The 16160-nt window shown below is 62.4% G+C and carries 17 protein-coding genes; 6 read left to right on the top strand and 11 right to left on the bottom strand.

All coding sequences use genetic code 11. The features are described from left to right. Positions 1–29 precede the first annotated feature (29 nt). From frr to AC56QX_RS22865, 4 genes are all read right to left on the bottom strand, one after another. On the bottom strand, positions 30–584 hold the full coding sequence (gene frr, locus AC56QX_RS22880) for a ribosome recycling factor (RefSeq protein WP_111546531.1): 555 nt from the start codon (positions 582–584) through the stop codon (positions 30–32). Between the two features lie 112 nt (positions 585–696). Then, positions 697–1419: a UMP kinase gene (pyrH, locus tag AC56QX_RS22875; RefSeq protein ID WP_477440590.1), complete on the bottom strand. Its 723-nt coding sequence runs from the start codon at positions 1417–1419 to the stop codon at positions 697–699. 143 nt (positions 1420–1562) lie between these two features. Next, positions 1563–2672, bottom strand: coding sequence for an aldo/keto reductase (locus AC56QX_RS22870; protein ID WP_497110773.1), 1110 nt, complete (start codon positions 2670–2672; stop codon positions 1563–1565). Positions 2673–2725: 53 nt separating this feature from the next. Then, on the bottom strand, positions 2726–3253 hold the full coding sequence (locus AC56QX_RS22865) for a nuclear transport factor 2 family protein (protein ID WP_497110772.1): 528 nt from the start codon (positions 3251–3253) through the stop codon (positions 2726–2728). Positions 3254–3382: 129 nt separating this feature from the next. Here AC56QX_RS22865 and AC56QX_RS22860 point away from each other — a divergent pair, with 129 nt between their 5' ends. Beyond that, on the top strand, positions 3383–4318 hold the full coding sequence (locus tag AC56QX_RS22860) for a LysR family transcriptional regulator (RefSeq protein ID WP_497110770.1): 936 nt from the start codon (positions 3383–3385) through the stop codon (positions 4316–4318). A 13-nt stretch (positions 4319–4331) separates the two neighbouring features. On the opposite strand, the gene tsf is transcribed toward AC56QX_RS22860, so the two are convergent. The 5 genes from tsf to AC56QX_RS22835 form a co-directional block, all read right to left on the bottom strand. Further along, positions 4332–5252 (bottom strand): translation elongation factor Ts, encoded by a 921-nt coding sequence (gene tsf, locus AC56QX_RS22855; protein ID WP_497110768.1) that lies wholly within the window; start codon positions 5250–5252, stop codon positions 4332–4334. A gap of 110 nt (positions 5253–5362) precedes the next feature. Next, on the bottom strand, positions 5363–6145 hold the full coding sequence (gene rpsB / locus AC56QX_RS22850; protein WP_258583653.1) for a 30S ribosomal protein S2: 783 nt from the start codon (positions 6143–6145) through the stop codon (positions 5363–5365). 178 nt (positions 6146–6323) lie between these two features. After that, complete coding sequence (locus AC56QX_RS22845; RefSeq protein ID WP_497110767.1) at positions 6324–6935, bottom strand: LysE family translocator; 612 nt, start codon at positions 6933–6935, stop codon at positions 6324–6326. Further along, positions 6932–7210, bottom strand: a complete 279-nt coding sequence (locus tag AC56QX_RS22840) for a DUF4031 domain-containing protein (RefSeq protein WP_497110766.1) — start codon at positions 7208–7210, stop codon at positions 6932–6934. Before AC56QX_RS22840 ends, AC56QX_RS22845 begins: the two co-directional genes overlap by 4 nt. A 36-nt stretch (positions 7211–7246) precedes the next feature. Continuing rightward, entirely contained in the window at positions 7247–8077 is an 831-nt protein-coding gene (locus AC56QX_RS22835; RefSeq protein ID WP_475450713.1) for a cell envelope integrity EipB family protein, read from the bottom strand. Between the two features lie 138 nt (positions 8078–8215). Here AC56QX_RS22835 and AC56QX_RS22830 point away from each other — a divergent pair, with 138 nt between their 5' ends. The 5 genes from AC56QX_RS22830 to AC56QX_RS22810 all read left to right on the top strand — a co-directional run bounded on the left by AC56QX_RS22830 (position 8216) and on the right by AC56QX_RS22810 (position 12968). Continuing rightward, positions 8216–8680 (top strand): RidA family protein, encoded by a 465-nt coding sequence (locus tag AC56QX_RS22830; RefSeq protein ID WP_477440466.1) that lies wholly within the window; start codon positions 8216–8218, stop codon positions 8678–8680. A gap of 12 nt (positions 8681–8692) precedes the next feature. Beyond that, positions 8693–9421, top strand: coding sequence for a glycerophosphodiester phosphodiesterase (locus tag AC56QX_RS22825; protein ID WP_497110764.1), 729 nt, complete (start codon positions 8693–8695; stop codon positions 9419–9421). Positions 9422–9475: 54 nt separating this feature from the next. After that, complete coding sequence (locus tag AC56QX_RS22820) at positions 9476–10690, top strand: GNAT family N-acetyltransferase (RefSeq protein ID WP_497110763.1); 1215 nt, start codon at positions 9476–9478, stop codon at positions 10688–10690. A 97-nt stretch (positions 10691–10787) separates the two neighbouring features. Continuing rightward, positions 10788–12461: a sulfatase-like hydrolase/transferase gene (locus tag AC56QX_RS22815; protein ID WP_497110762.1), complete on the top strand. Its 1674-nt coding sequence runs from the start codon at positions 10788–10790 to the stop codon at positions 12459–12461. 75 nt (positions 12462–12536) lie between these two features. Further along, positions 12537–12968 (top strand): HIT family protein, encoded by a 432-nt coding sequence (locus tag AC56QX_RS22810; RefSeq protein ID WP_497110761.1) that lies wholly within the window; start codon positions 12537–12539, stop codon positions 12966–12968. A gap of 29 nt (positions 12969–12997) precedes the next feature. On the opposite strand, the gene AC56QX_RS22805 is transcribed toward AC56QX_RS22810, so the two are convergent. Continuing rightward, a complete protein-coding gene (locus AC56QX_RS22805) occupies positions 12998–13621 on the bottom strand; it encodes a chloramphenicol phosphotransferase CPT family protein (protein WP_497117847.1) in 624 nt (207 codons plus the stop codon). Between the two features lie 63 nt (positions 13622–13684). Beyond that, on the bottom strand, positions 13685–16156 hold the full coding sequence (gene clpA / locus AC56QX_RS22800) for an ATP-dependent Clp protease ATP-binding subunit ClpA (RefSeq protein WP_497110759.1): 2472 nt from the start codon (positions 16154–16156) through the stop codon (positions 13685–13687). Positions 16157–16160 lie beyond the last annotated feature (4 nt).

Here is a 16160-nt window from a genome sequence, read left to right as displayed (position 1 = left end):
CTCGCTTTCGGGTCAGCCGGCGGCCAACCCTAAACCTGCATGATTTCAGCTTCCTTATCGGAAAGCAGATGATCGATGGTGCTGATCGTTTCGTCGGTAAGCTTCTGGACCTGGTCGGAACGCTTGCGTTGATCGTCCTCGCTGATGTCGCCGTCCTTCTCCGCCTTCTTCAGGAAGTCCATGCCGTCGCGGCGCACATGGCGCGCGGCGACACGAGCGTTCTCGGCATAGCCATGCGAGATCTTGACCAGTTCCTTGCGGCGCTGTTCGTTCAGCTCAGGCAGTGGGATCCGGAGATTGGTGCCGTCGACGATCGGGTTGAAACCCAGATTGGATTCGCGGATGGCGCGGTCGACGGCGCCGACCATCGACTTGTCCCAGACCGACACCGAGATCATGCGCGGTTCCGGCACCGAGACGTTGGCCACCTGGTTGATCGGCATGGAAGTGCCATAGGCCTGCACCTGGATCGCATCGAGCAGATTGCTGGAGGCGCGACCGGTCCGCAGCGAAGCCAGATCATGCTTGAACGCGGCGATTGCCCCATCCATGCGCCGCTTGAGATCGTCGTACTCACCACTCATCCTAGTCTCCTCGACCCGTCTGACGCGGGTTCACTGCTTTGGGGCAAAGGCCCCATCTTCGAGCCTGATTTTCGAAAGCCGGTTTCCCGTCTTTTGGGGATCAGACCCCGGATCACTCGTCCGCGACGACCGTGCAGCGGCCGCCGCCCCTCAGAATATCGCCGAAACCACCCTGTTCGTGGATCGAATAGACGATTATCGGAATGTTGTTTTCGCGCGCAAGTGCAATCGCAGCCGTATCCATGATGGAAAGGCCGCGTTTTATGACTTCACCATGGCTGATGCGCTCGAAACGGGTCGCGTTCGGGTCCTTCTTCGGATCGGCCGAGTAGACACCATCGACCTGCGTGCCCTTGAACAGCGCATCCGCGCCGATTTCAGCCGCGCGAAGCGCTGCGGCCGAATCAGTGGTGAAGAACGGATTGCCGGTGCCGCCGGCAAAGATCACCACCCTGCCCTGGTTCATGTAAGCGTCTGCCTGGCGCTGCGAAAAGCTTTCGCACAGCTCAGGCATGGCGATCGCGGACAGTACGACGGCGTCGACGCCGATTTTGTGCAGCGAGGTGCGCAGCGCCAGCGAGTTGATGACCGTGGCAAGCATGCCCATATGGTCGCCGGTGACGCGGTCTCCGCCCTTGGAGGCGACTGCCACCCCGCGGAAGATATTGCCGCCGCCGATGACGACGCCGACCTCTATGCCCAGCGCGCGGGCCTCGGCGATGTCGGCGGCGATGCGATCGACGACCGAGACATCGATGCCGAAATGCTGTTCGCCCATCAACGCTTCGCCCGACGCTTTCAGCAAGACACGTCGGTAGAGGGGCTTCACCGTCATCTGGTCCTCGTCATTTTGCATGTGGTATTCGGACAGGCATTCGCGCAGGCGCCATCCCAAAACACTGGGTTCCGATACACGAAGGGCGCCGCGATGTCACGCGGCGCCCGACCGGCAAATTTGTGGCAATCCTGCCCGATCGATCAGTTGGTCGACACGCTGGCCGGTACGCCCTCCACAAGCACCGGCAACGCGTAGCCGGAGGGCTTGTCGCCGGTTGCAGCACCGCCGGTGACGCGCGCTTGTATGTGCGAGCCGAAATAGGAATAGGGGAACGGCGCCGGGGTTCTGCTGACCGAATCCAGCCGATCGCGAAGCCCTGCCGAAATCTCGAAATCCAGCGCGCCAAGATTGTCCCTGATCTGGCTGAGCGTCGTCGCACCGAGGATGACGGTGGCAATCCCTGGCTGCGTCGCCACCCAGTTGAGCGCGACCTGCGGCATGCTGCGGCCAAGCGCGGATGCGACCTTCTCGAGCTCGGCCACGATGGCCCAGTTGCGCTCCGTGAACTTCTGGAAGCCCGGATGCGTCGAATTGCGAAAACCGTCGAGCCGGCCGGCAGGTCCGGCCTGAGCCGGTCGATACTTGCCGCTGAGCAGTCCGCTGGCCAGCGGGCTCCAGACCATGATGCCGGCGCCGTGGCGGGTGCCGAATGGCACGAACTCGTTCTCGATCGCGCGCTCGGCCAGGGAGTATTCGAGCTGCAAGGCCGAAACCGGCTCATATCCGCGCAGCTCGGCGATCGCCTGTGCCCGCCCCGCATACCAGGCCGGCACATCGGACAGGCCGACATGGCGCACCTTGCCCATCCGCACCAGGTCATCCAGCGTGCGCATGACCTCTTCGGCCGGCGTCAGCCTGTCCCACACATGCATGAGATAGAGATCGATATAGTCGGTGCCCAACCGCTTCAGCGAAGCATCCACCGCCCGCATGATGTTCTTGCGGCCGTTGCCGCCGGCATTCGGATTGCCGGGCTGCATGTTCATGGCGAACTTGCTGGCGATCACCGCGGTGTCGCGCAAGCCCCGCTCGGCGATGAATTCGCCAAGCCAGGCTTCGGCGGTGCCGCCGGTGTAGAGGTCCGCCGTGTCGAAGAAATTGCCGCCTGCCTCGACATAGGCGTCGAACATCGCGCGGGCTGTATCCCTGTCGGCTCCCCAGCCCCATTCCTTGCCGAAAGTCATCGTGCCCAGCGCCAGCCGGCTGACCCTGAGGCCGCTGTTGCCGAGAGTGTAATAGGTCATGGTCATGATTGTCTTCCAATGCTTGATGGCGAATGCCGCGGCGTCACTGGCCCGGGGCATCACCGGCCAGGAGTTGCCTTGACCCAAAGGTTGCCGCGCTCATGCGTCTTGCGGAACGCGAAGCCGTCGACCTTCCAGCCGGCGGCGGAGCGCGTCAGGTGATGCTCATAGGTGCCCCAGACTTCCCAGAGCGGGTCGCCATTGCCTTCCATACGGTTCCAGGCATAGCCGTTCGACAGGACAGTCGCCGTGTCCGCCTCGAGAACAACCTGGTGATTTGTGCGCAGATGCAGGCTCGTCTTGCTGCCCTTGAGATTGCCGGCCCAGGCGCCGATCAGATCGTCGGAGGCGATGTTGGCCGCAGGCTGCCCGGACAGGCTGCTGAAATCGGCGGTAACCCGATCCGCGAAATAGCTGCGCGCCAGTTTCCAGTCCTGGGCGTCGACGGCGCGGTCGATGGCATCGGCAATACGGATGACCGCGCGTTCGTCCGCGAGCGCTTGCCAGCCGGTTGGCTCCGCCCCGCCGGCATCGATCGGCGCCAGCGCCATGCCTGCCGCGAATGTCACGTGTTTCAATGCATTCATGTCTCTTCTCCTTGATGCCATCAGCGATTGCCGCTGTGTGGCCGCCGATGTGTTGGCGACAATGTGGACCACTGGCTCGGCATCGATAAGATTGCATTGTTCGCAAAGACTATGCGATATCATGCATGAATGGACCGGGATCTGCTTACCCATCTGCCTGTCGTCATTGCCGTTGCCCGGCGCGGCGGCTTTGCGCTTGCTGCGGCTGAACTCGGTATGAGTCCGTCCGCCGTCAGCCATGCGGTGCGCCTTGTCGAAGAGCGCATCGGCCAGCCGCTGTTTGCGCGCACGACGCGCAGCGTTTCGCTGACGGAAGCCGGCAAGGCGCTGGTAGAGACGGCGGCCCCTGCCCTTCAGGACATTGCCGAGCGGATGGACCGTATCCGCGCCATCAAGGGCCGGCCTTCGGGCCTGCTCAGGCTCAACGTTCCCAACATCGCTATTCCGCTTGGTGTGACGGCCGTGGTTGCGGCGATGGCCGAGCGCTATCCGGATGTGACAGTTGAATTGCTGACGGACCAGGGGCTGATCGACATTGTCGGCGAAGGTTTCGACGCCGGTATCCGGCTGGGCGAGATGATTGCGCAAGACATGGTCACTGTCCGGCTGACGCCGCCGTTCAAGGCGGTCATCGTCGCCTCTCCCACCTATATCGGACGGCGTGGCCGCACGCGCAACGCGGCCGATCTCGCCAACCACAATTGCATCGGCTACCGGCTGGTTCGCTCCGGTGCGCTCTATCGCTGGGATCTGACGGAAGACGGCAAGGACGTCGTTGTGGAGGCGAAGGGCACGGTCATCGTCACAGATTCACTCGCTGCGATAGACCTGGCGCTTGCAGGCGTCGGTCTTGCCTATGTGTTCGAGCCACTGGTGCGTGCGGATCTTGCAGCCGGCCGCCTTGTGCAGGTCCTGCCGCAATCGGCAATCGAGGAACCTGGCCTTTTCCTCTACTTCCCGCGCCGGGCAGCGATGGCGCCGAAACTGCGGGCCTTTATCGACACCGCGCAAGAAATCGGCCGGGCGTCCCTGAAGACACCCGGCCGAAAAACACAGTCGGAATAAAGCGGTAAGACGCTTACTTCTTGACCGCCGCAGCGACTTCCGCCGCGAAATCGGTCTCTTCCTTTTCGATGCCTTCGCCGAGGGCGAAGCGCAAATAGGCGGTGATCTTGGCCGGAGCGCCGATTTCCTTCTCGGCATCCTTCAGCGCCTTCTCGACGGTGATATCGGGATTGAGCACGAATGCCTGCTTCAGGAGCACGACTTCCTCGTAGAACTTGCGAAGACGGCCCTCGACCATCTTCTCGATGATCGCTTCCGGCTTGCCCGACTGGCGCGCCTGATCGGAGAAGATCGCCTTCTCGCGCTCAACGGCTGCCGGATCGATCTGCTCCGCGGTCAACGCCATCGGGTTGGTGGCGGCGACATGCATGGCCACCTGACGGCCAAAGGCGTTGGCGGCATGCTCGTTACCCGTGGTCTCGATCGCGACCAGCACGCCGAGCTTGCCAAGGCCGTCGGCAACCGCGTTGTGGACATAGGTCGCGACAGCGCCGTGCGGAACCGTCAGCTTGGCCGAGCGGCGGAAGCCCAAATTCTCGCCAATGGTGCCGACAGCGTCCTTGATGGTGTCGGTGACCGACTTGTCCGAACCCGGATATTTTGCAGCAGCAACAGCCTCGGTGGTGCCATAGGCGAGAGCAACCTTGGCAACGTTGGCGACGATTTCCTGGAACGCGGCGTTGCGGGCAACGAAGTCGGTCTCGGAATTGACCTCGACAACGGCAGCTTCGCGCACGCCATTGTCGACGCCGATCAGGCCTTCAGCCGCGGTGCGGCCAGCCTTCTTGTCGGCCTTCGAAATGCCCTTCTTGCGCAGCCAGTCGACGGCCTCTTCCATGTTGCCGTTGGTCTCGGTCAATGCCGCCTTGCAGTCCATCATGCCCGCGCCGGTCAAGTCGCGGAGTTCTTTGACCTGTGCAGCCGAAATGCTCATTGTCGCCTCTTTGTCTAGAATGCACCGACGCACCATCGGTGTTCGATGGTGCGTCTGTTTAGCGTGCCAAAATATGAGAAAGATGAAGGCCGCAAACCGGCCTTCGATTATCAAGCCTCGGGGGCTTCCGATGCCGGAGCCGGATCGAGCGCCGGTTCGACCGGAGCTTCGACCGAAGCGCCGATGTCGACGCCAAGCGCGCCCTGCTGACGGGCGATGCCGTCGATCGCAGCCTTGGCGACCAGGTCGCAATAGAGCTGGATGGCGCGGGCCGCGTCGTCATTGCCGGGGATCGGGAAATCGATCTTGTCCGGATCGCAGTTCGAATCGATGATGGCGACGACCGGGATGCCGAGACGCTTGGCCTCGAGGATGGCGATCGCTTCCTTGTTGGTGTCGATCACGAACATCAGGTCGGGCGTCGAGCCCATGTCCTTGATGCCGCCCAGCGCCTTGTCGAGCTTCTCGCGCTCGCGATCGAGGTTCAGGCGCTCCTTCTTGGTGAGGCCCTGGGCCTCGCCGGCCAGCATCTCGTCCAGCTTGCGCAGGCGCTGGATCGAATTCGAGATCGTCTTCCAGTTGGTCAGCATGCCGCCGAGCCAACGCGAATTGACGTAGTACTGAGCCGAACGCTGTGCCGCATCGGCGACAATGTCCGACGCCTGGCGCTTGGTGCCGACGAACAGCACGCGGCCGCCCTTGGCAACAGTGTCGGAAACCTGCTTCAGCGCCTGGTGCAGCAAAGGCACCGTCTGCGAGAGGTCGATGATGTGGATGTTGTTGCGGGCGCCATAGATGTAGGGCGCCATCTTCGGGTTCCAGCGGTGGGTCTGGTGGCCGAAGTGAATGCCAGCTTCCAAAAGCTGGCGCATGCTGAAATCAGGCAGAGCCATTCTTTATTTTCCTTTCCGGTTAGCCTCCACGGACACAGGCATTTTCGGACGAAGTCCTCGAACGCCACCGGAGGTTTCAGCCGGATTTCTCCCGGGCAGACACCAAAGTCCGTGTGTGGAATGAGCGGGCATATAGAGGGGAAGTGCGACAAACGCAAGCGCGGCGGCGTTTTACCGCTCAGCGTGCGGCAATCAGCGCTCCGGTGCCGATCATAGCGCTGCCGGCAAACCTGTTCATCAGCCGCATGCGCTTCGGCGTCCTGAACCAGCTCGAAGCCCGGCCCGCAACTGCTGCATAGACGCCCATTGTGAGGATATTGACGCTGATGACGGCGGCCACCACCAGCAGGCCATCGACAAACGTCAGCGTGTCGAGGTTGAGGATCAGCGGCATGATCGAGGCATGGAACAGGATCGCCTTGGGGTTTCCCAGTGCGATGGACGCGCCAAGGAAGAAGGACCGGGACAATCTCGCCTCGGCCGTCCGCGGCTCATTCGATTGCGTGACTGATGCCCGCCACATCCTGATGCCGAGAAAGACCAGATAGGCAGCACCGGCATATTTCAGCAGGAGAAAGATCCATTCGAAGGTCTGGGCAAGCGCCACCAGCCCGAGCAGCGCCAGAGTAACCAGCACGGCATCGCCCGCGGCGACCCCGACGCCGGCCATGAAGGCGCGAAGGAAACCGCGCGACACGCCATTGGTGATGACCGCGAACATCGCTGGCCCGGGCGTGGCGGCAGCGAGCGTGACGGCGGCGCAATAGGCCAGAAATGCCGTTGGGGTCATCGCTTGGCCTTTCCGTTGGGCACCCGCACGCGCCGGAAGATCGCGACGATCTCCTCGCGGCTGCATTCGATGGCGCCGAGCCGCACCGCGCGGTCGCGCTCGAAGCCGGTTATGTCATAGTGCGGTGCCGATGTCTTGGGCGGTCCCTGGTAGGATGAACGCTTGATGCCAAGTGCTGCGGCGAAACGATGCAACTCGTCGGTGTCGTCGGCCATCAGGTGGCACCAGCGATGGCCGGCCCACTTCCAGATCGCCGCATCGACGTAGACTGCCATCAAGCCCGCCGCGATCAGCTCAATTGCGCAACCCCGCTATTTCGATACCGGGCAAGGCTTTGTCTGGTCGAACAGCGAGAGGTTGACCAGTTTGCCGGTCATCGAGAAGTCGCCATAGTCCATGGTGAGATCGCGGGTGATGCCGTTCTCATGCAGCTTGAAGCTGATCCGGTACTCCGGCACTTCTTCGCCGTTCTGGGCGCTGTCGTCGAAATAGGCGATGTCGACCGGCCAGTATTTGTCGGTTGCGAGCTTCGCCAGCGCCGGAGCCTCTGGATCGGCCTTGTCGGCTTCGGTCTTCTTGCCGACGACGACAGTGGTCGTCATCACCTTGTTGGCGTCTTCCGAGCCGTCGAACAGGTTCGTCTGATAGAAATTCTCGCCTTTCTCGGCCTTGCCGATCAGCTCGACCAGATGCTGGGTCGGAAACTGAGTGGCGGCGAGTTCCAGGCTGTTCTTCTCGGGCTTGTCGATATCGACCTTGAGCCCTTTCGTGTCTTTCGTGGCGATACCCTTGACCTCCTTGTCGAGGTTCTGGTCGACAAAGGATTTGGTCACGAACGAAAAGGTCTTGCCTTCGGCGTCCTCGAAAGTCGTCGTCTGCTGGTCGGTCAGTCGCGTATTGTCATTGGTGACGATCTGGGTCACGAAACGGAACTTCACCGTATAGCCTTCGCAGGCCGAGCCGTTGAACTCATAGACCATGCGACCGGATATGCCTGTTATGCCGGAGCGGTCGGAGGCCTTGTTGAGGGTGAGGTCATACACGGCGCGATGCGCCTGCAGCGCCGGCACGGCGAAGGCGGGGACTATCGGCAAGACCGCCGACAACAGGACGGCGTGGAATGCGAGGCGCGCTGCGCGCATGAGGTACTCCGATCGTCGCGGCTGATGGCAGGCCGCAGGGAAAGATGGTCCAGCTTAAAAAAAGTCGTGGCGGAAGCGAGGCAAAAATAGCAATTTCGGCCCCGCCAGCGCGGCGCCTTCCAGCAATAGGGAAAAGCAATGAGTGAAACAATCGAAAAGCGGCTAAGTGATCTCGGCGTGACGCTTCCCGCCGCCGCCGCACCCGCCGCCAACTACGTGCCCTATTGCAGGTCAGGCAATCTGCTGTTCACCGCCGGGCAATTGCCGCTCAAGGACGGCAAGCTGCAGGCGAGCGGCCTGCTTGGCCGCGATGTCGATACCGCCACCGGCAAGGACGCGGCAAAATACTGCGCGATCAACATTCTGGCGCAGGCCAAGGCGGCACTCGGTGACCTCGAGAAAATCCGCCGCCTGGTGAAGATCACCGTCTTCGTCGCCTCGGCTACGGACTTTGTCGAACAGCATCTGGTTGCCAACGGCGCCTCGGATTTCCTGGTCGCTGCCCTTGGCGAGCGTGGCAAGCATGCCCGCTCCGCCGTCGGCACCGCCTCCCTGCCGCTTAATGCCGCAGTGGAAATCGAAGCGATCTTCGAAGTCGAATGAGCGAAGCCTGACATGACCAACATCTCCTGGCTGACTGCCCGGCCCGTTGCCCATCGCGGCTTTCACGACATGAACAAGACGCGCTGGGAAAACACGCTGTCCGCCTTCACTGCGGCGGCCGAACGGGACTACGCCATCGAATGCGACGTGCATCTGTCGTCGGACGGCGTTCCCGTCATCATCCATGATGACGACCTGAAAAGACTGACCGGACAGGACGGCTTCGTCTGGCAGCGCAGCGCGGCCGAACTGACCGCGCTCAAGGTTGGCGGCACATCCGACCGCTTGCCGACGCTGCAGGAGGCGCTCGACCTCGTCGATGGCCGCGTGCCCATGGTCGTCGAACTGAAAGGGATTCCCGGCCGTGACGAAGGCCTGGTTGCGCGCGTCGGCAAGATGCTCAAGCGCTACAAGGGCAAGGCGGCGATCATGTCGTTCGATCACTGGTTGATCCGCGATTTCCCGAGACATGCGCCCGGCATTCCCGCTGGCTTGACCGCCTACGGCAAGGACCTCAAGCTGATCGAAGCACATTTTTCCATGCTGGCGCATGAGCTCTCCTTCACTTCCTACGCCGCCGGCGACCTGCCGAATCCGTTCGTCAGCTTCGTGCGTGAAAAGCTCAAAATGCCTGTCATCACCTGGACGGTGCATGATCAGCCCGCGATCGACCTGACCTTCAAATATGCCGATCAGATGACATTCGAAGGGTTCGAACCCGATCTGGTCAAAGTCGCATGAGCGGGTGCCTCAAACGTGACTTGTAGCGGCCCGGATGGAGCTTAAATAAGCCTGATGGATCAGGGCGACGATGGCGACGGACAAACGGCAAATGCGGACTACTCGATCCGCATCGCCGCGGGCATCGGCGCGTTCACCTGCGACGAGTGGAACGGCTTTGCCGGCACCACGCGCGGTGATGCTGAAAATGGCTATAACCCGCTCGTTTCATTCGCTTTTTTGAGTGCACTGGAAGATTCCGGCTGCGCCGTGCGGCGCACCGGCTGGCAGGGACATCATTTGCGGCTGGAGACGGCGCAAGGCAGGCTGCTGGGTGCCGTCCCCTGCTATCTCAAGTCGCACAGCCAGGGCGAATATGTGTTCGACCATGGCTGGTCGGATGCCTTCGAGCGCGCCGGCGGCCGCTATTATCCGAAACTGCAATGCGCTGTGCCGTTCACGCCGGTCACCGGCCCTCGCCTCCTGGTCGGCAAAGGCGAGGATCCGGATGCGGTAAAGGCCGGGCTTGCCGCCGGTCTAAAGATGGTGACCGACAAGCTCGGCGTATCCTCGGCGCATGTCACCTTCGCGCAGGAAAGCGACGTAGCAACGCTGGAAGCCGCAGGCTTCCTGCATCGCACCGACCAGCAATTCCACTTCTTCAACGAAGGCTTTTCGACCTATGACGACTTTCTCGCCACGCTTGCCTCGCGCAAGCGCAAGGCGATGAAGAAGGAACGGCGCGAGGCGCTCGCCCCAGGCATCACCATCGACTGGCTGACCGGCAAGGACCTGACCGAGAAGGCCTGGGATGATTTCTTCGCCTTCTACATGGATACCGGCAGCCGCAAATGGGGCCGTCCGTATCTGAACCGGCAGTTTTTCTCGCTGATCGGCGAACGCATGGCGGATGACATTCTGCTGGTGATGGCCAAACGCAACGGGCGCTACGTGGCCGGCGCCATCAACTTCATTGGCTCCGACGCGCTCTATGGCCGCAACTGGGGCTGCATCGAGGATCACCCCTTCCTGCATTTCGAGGTCTGCTACCACCAGGCCATCGACTTCGCCATCGAACGCAAGCTGAAGGTGGTCGAGGCGGGCGCTCAGGGAGAGCACAAGCTGGCGCGCGGCTACAGGCCGGTGACCATGCATTCCGCCCACTACATTTCGCACCCCGGCCTGCGCAATGCGGTCGCGGACTACCTCAAGCGCGAGCGGCGCGAGGTGGAGCGGATGGGCGAATATCTGGAAGAGCACACGCCGTTCCGCAAGGATCTCGAGGAATAGCAGGCTTTTGGCGTGCCTGCTGACGCTGTTTACCGCCCCACCGGAATCCGCTAAATCATGCCCCGGGACATGGGTGCGCAAGCGCCCTGGGGGAAACATGCAGGGTTTGGCATCTCTGGGTGTCGGGCAATGGCTCGGTGCGGCGGGGCTCGTGGCTGCGCCGACTTTGGTTGCCTGGCTTGAAGGCAGGCGCACGGCTTGGCCTCTCGGCTTCGCGACCTTCTTTCTGCTTTTCGGCCTCGCGCATCTCCTGTTTCCGGGCAATATCGTCGCCTTGTGGGCGGCGCTGATGCTGACGGCGATCATCGGCATCGTCTCCAAACTGAAGCATCGCTATCTCGGCTTCAATTTCCTCGCCGGTGACATCTATCATCTCGCGGCAAGCAGTTTTCGCGGTGTGCTGGCCGATCATGCGCGTGTGACGATCCCTGCCCTCGCGGCCATGATCGCCATCGTCCTGGGATTAGCTGTCCTGGCACGGATGCTGGCCGAACCGGCGATGCCGCTGCCGCAGCGCCTTGCCGTGTTCAGCGCCGCGGCCTTTGTTTATCTTTGCGTCCTTTGGGTAAGCGGCGGCCCGCAGCGGTTTCGCTTTCGCCATCTGACCGACGGCCGGTTTCACCTTTCCGCCTTTGTCGCCTCATGGTTCGGCGCGGGGCCGTCGCGGCGCCCGGCTTTCGTCGACATCGATCCGGAAGCGTTGCCGCTCTTGGCGCCGGTGCCGGCAAGCCGACCGGCGCATGAACGACCGCCACACATCATTATGATCCTGCATGAATCGACATTCGACCCGAGGCGGCTCGGCATAGCGATCGATGACGTGTCCAAGCGTTTCTTCACACCGCCCGACGCCCTCTCAGGCGTGCTGCATGTCGACGTCTTCGGCGGCAGCACGCTGCAGACCGAGTTTTCGGTGCTGACGGGTCTCTCGTCGCTCTCGTTCGGCAATGACAGCCGCTACGTCTATCATCTTCTGAGCGGACGCGTGCGGCATACGCTTCCCTCCGTGCTGGGCGGCATCGGCTACACCGTGTCCCATATCAGCTGCGACCGGCCTTCCTTCGTCAATTGTGGCCGATTCTACCAATCGGTCGGGTTTGACGAGGTCAACTATGCCGAGACCTTGCCGCCGCCGTTCGACGGCGAACGCTGGAAGCGGGAGAATCACGACGAACAGCTCTACGACCACGCGCTCGACCAGCTTTCGAACCGCGTCGCCGCCGGCAGACCGTGCTTCCTTTCGATCGCGACACTGATGAACCATGGCGACCACCGCCGCCGCATCTTTCCGATCGAGCGTCATGCGCAAGTCCGCCGCGAGGCCGTCGCGGCAACCGGCGTTCCGTTCTATGGCGAATATGCCGTGCGGCTGGCCGAGAGCGTGGCAGCCTATGCGGCCTTTCGCAGACGGCTCGAAATCCTGTTGAACGGCCAGCCGGCAATCGTCGTGCGCTATGGCGACCATCAGCCGTCATTCACCACGGCGCTTACCGGGCTGCGGCCTTCCGACCCGGCGTTGCGCCAGACATTCTATGCCGTCGAGGCCGTGAACTGCCGGTTGCCGGACGATCTTGCGGCTCCGCCGGTCCTCGATTGCGCTTTCCTGTCGACGCTGACCTTGCTAGCCGCCGGGCTTCCACTCGATCCGGTGTTTGCCACGCGGGCCGCCTTGTTGACGGATTGCGCCGCACCTTATTTCGACAGCACGTCGTCGCGCAAAAGACGCTTCCATCGCGCTCTTGTCGAAGCCGGCATGGTCGATCTCGCCTGATCGCGCTACATCGTCTTGCCGCTCCAGAAGAGCTTCGCTACACGAGACGGCGAGGCACAATCCGGAGTGTTCGCCATGGCTGAAACCGCCTATGACACCGACAACATCTTCGCCAAGATCCTGCGTGGAGAAATTCCTTCGCACCGCGTTTACGAAGACGACGCCGTCGTCGCCTTCATGGACGTGATGCCGCAAGGACCGGGCCACACGCTGGTGGTGCCAAAGGCGCCGTCGCGCAATCTGCTCGACGCCGATCCATCGACCTTCGGCCCGCTTTTCACGGTCGTCCAGAAAGTGGGACTGGCAGTGAAGAAGGCGCTCAGTGCCGACGGCGTCACCATCCTGCAGTTCAACGAGCCGGCCTCAGGGCAGACCGTCTATCACCTGCACGTCCATGTCATCCCTCGCTTCGAGGGCGTGCCGCTGAAGCCGCATAGCGGTGGTATGGAGAAGCCCGAAGTGCTGGCTGGGAACGCCGAGAAGATACGGGCGGCGCTCGGAAGCTGACCCGCACGTTTCGCGGATTGGAAGAAGGTTTAGGCGGCGGTTTGAGCCAGCCGGTCGATCGCGCTCGGATGGGCGCCAGTTCGCATCAGCCGCTGGTGGATCGCTTGCACGCACTGCTCAGGGCTGAGGACCGAGGTGTCGACATCGAGATCGTATAGGCCCGGCCGGTGCACCGCTTCCTGCCACAGGCGGACCGGCAAAGGTACGGGATCGTCTGAAGAGCCGGTGACATAACCCCTGCCCGCCTCGCTGGCGGCTCGCCTTTCCATAATGATCTCAATCGGACAGCGCACGCCGACAAGCAGCACCGGCAGGCCGGCGAGACGGCGCGCGCAGTCGGCCAGGCAATCGAGAGGCTTCGAATAGGCGTCGTGATGGCCGACATCGGTTACGACGTTCAGGCCCAGCCGGCTGTGCGCCGCGATCGATTCGTAGAGGGCGGCGTATAAACGTGGCACAAAAACCTCGAGGTCAGGGCGTTCGCCGCCAGGGCGCAACCCTATTCCCGGACGAAGTTGCGGCGGCGTGATCTGCTCATAGCTGTCGACGCCCAGGTTCATCCATGGACCATCGAAGCTTTCCTGAATGGCTCGAGCGATGCTCGACTTCCCCGATCGCGGCGCGCCGTTGAGGATGATGATCTGGCCTGACATAGCCACCCCATTGTCCAAATGAAAAAAGCCCCGTTGCCGGGGCTTCTTTCGAGTGAGTGCCGATCAGCCCTTGCGGGGCAGTTGCGGGACCAGGCTGCGCTTGCCGCCATCCTTGCCCTTGGGCTCGGGCTTCTGCGCCACAAGCTTCTTGGCGGCAGGCTTCTTTGCCGCCACGGCCTTGGGCGGCTTCGGCGCGTCTTCCGGCTCTTCCTTCTTCGGCTTCACCGGTGCCTCGTCGGCCAGCGATTCGAGCTTCAGGCCGGTCTCGCCGGTTTCCTTCTTCTCGACGGTGACGCGCACCGTGCCGCCCTTCTTGAGCTTGCCGAACAGCACCTCGTCCGCCAGCGGCTTCTTGATGTGCTCCTGGATCACACGGCCGAGCGGCCGCGCGCCCATGCGCTCGTCATAGCCCTTGTCGGCGAGCCAGGCGATCGCATCCGGCGACAGGTCGAAGGTGACGCCACGCTCGGAGAGCTGCGCCTCGAGCTGCATGACGAACTTCTGCACCACCTGATGGATGACCGGCACCGGCAGCGAGCCGAACGGGATGATCGCATCGAGACGGTTGCGGAACTCCGGCGTGAACAGCCGGTTGATCGCCTCGACGTCGTCGCCTTCGCGCTTGGTCGAACCAAAACCGATCGCCGCGCGCTGCGCATCGGATGCGCCCGCATTGGTGGTCATGATCAGGATGACATTGCGGAAGTCGATCTGCTTGCCGTTATGGTCGGTCAGCTTGCCGTGGTCCATCACCTGCAACAGGATGTTGAACAGGTCCGGATGTGCCTTCTCGACCTCGTCGAGCAACAGCACACAGTGCGGATGCTGGTCGACACCGTCGGTCAACAGGCCGCCCTGGTCGAAGCCGACATAGCCGGGAGGCGCGCCGATCAGCCGCGAAACGGTGTGGCGTTCCATATATTCCGACATGTCGAAGCGGATCAGCTCGACGCCGAGCGAGGCAGCCAATTGCTTGGCGACTTCGGTCTTGCCGACGCCGGTCGGACCGGAGAACAGGTAAGAGCCGATCGGTTTTTCCGGTTCGCGCAGGCCGGCGCGTGCCAGCTTGATCGCCGAGGTCAGCGCGGTGATGGCGGTGTCCTGGCCATAGACGACGCGCTTCAGCTCGATATCGAGGCCCTGCAGCACCTTCTCGTCATCGGCCGAAACCGTCTTCGGCGGGATACGCGCCATGGTGGCGATCGTGGCTTCGATCTCCTTGATGCCAATGGTCTTCTTGCGCTTTGCTTCCGGCACCAGCATCTGCGAGGCGCCGGTCTCGTCGATCACGTCGATCGCCTTGTCCGGCAGCTTGCGGTCGTTGATATAGCGCGCCGACAGTTCCACCGAAGCCTTGATCGCCTCGTTGGTGAACTTCACCTTGTGGAATTCCTCATAATAGGGCTTGAGACCCTTCATGATCTCGATCGCGTCCTCGATGGTCGGCTCGTTGACGTCGATCTTCTGGAAGCGCCGCACCAAAGCGCGGTCCTTTTCGAAGAACTGGCGGAACTCCTTGTAGGTGGTCGAGCCAATGCAGCGGATCGCACCCGACGACAAAGCCGGCTTCAACAGGTTCGACGCATCCATGGCGCCGCCTGACGTGGCACCCGCACCGATCACCGTATGGATCTCGTCGATGAACAGAACGGCGCCCGGATAGTCCTCGAGTTCCTTGACGACCTGCTTCAGCCGTTCCTCGAAATCACCGCGGTAGCGCGTGCCGGCCAGCAGCGTGCCCATGTCGAGCGCGAAGATGGTGGCGTTGTGCAGCACTTCGGGAACATCGCCCTCGACGATGCGCTTGGCGAGGCCCTCGGCAATTGCCGTCTTGCCGACGCCGGGATCACCGACATAGAGCGGGTTGTTCTTGGAGCGGCGGCACAGCACCTGGATGGTGCGGTTGATCTCCGTCTCACGACCGATCAGCGGATCGATCTTGCCGGCCTTGGCCTTGTTGTTGAGGTTGACGCAATAAGCGGTCAGCGCATCCTGCTGCTGCTTCTTCTTGCCACCCTCCTCCTGCGGCTCGGCGCCGTTCTGGCCGCCCTGCTCGTCATCGGCGCCGCGCGGCGAGCGCGTTTCCGAAGCGCCGGGGCGCTTGGCGATGCCGTGCGAGATGTAGTTGACCGCGTCGTAGCGGGTCATCTGCTGTTCCTGCAGGAAATAGGCGGCGTGGCTCTCACGCTCGGCGAAGATGGCGACGAGCACGTTGGCGCCCGACACTTCCTCACGGCCCGACGACTGCACATGGATCACCGCGCGCTGGATGACGCGCTGGAAGCCGGCGGTCGGCTTGGAATCCTCGTCGTAGCCGGTGACCAGATTGTCGAGCTCGGTGTCGATATAGGTGAGAACAGTGTGCTTCAGCTCGTCGAGATCGACGTTGCAGGCGCGCATGACGGCGGCCGCCTCGGTGTCGTCGATCAACGCGAGCAGCAGATGTTCAAGGGTTGCGTATTCGTGGTGCCGCTCGTTGGCGAGCGTCAGCGCCTGGTGAAGCGCCTTTTCCAGGCCTTGGGAGAAAGCCGGCATGTTA

It is taken from the genome of Mesorhizobium sp. RCAM 06353, assembly GCF_059683585.1.
This window is presented reverse-complemented; position numbering and strand designations above follow the sequence as displayed.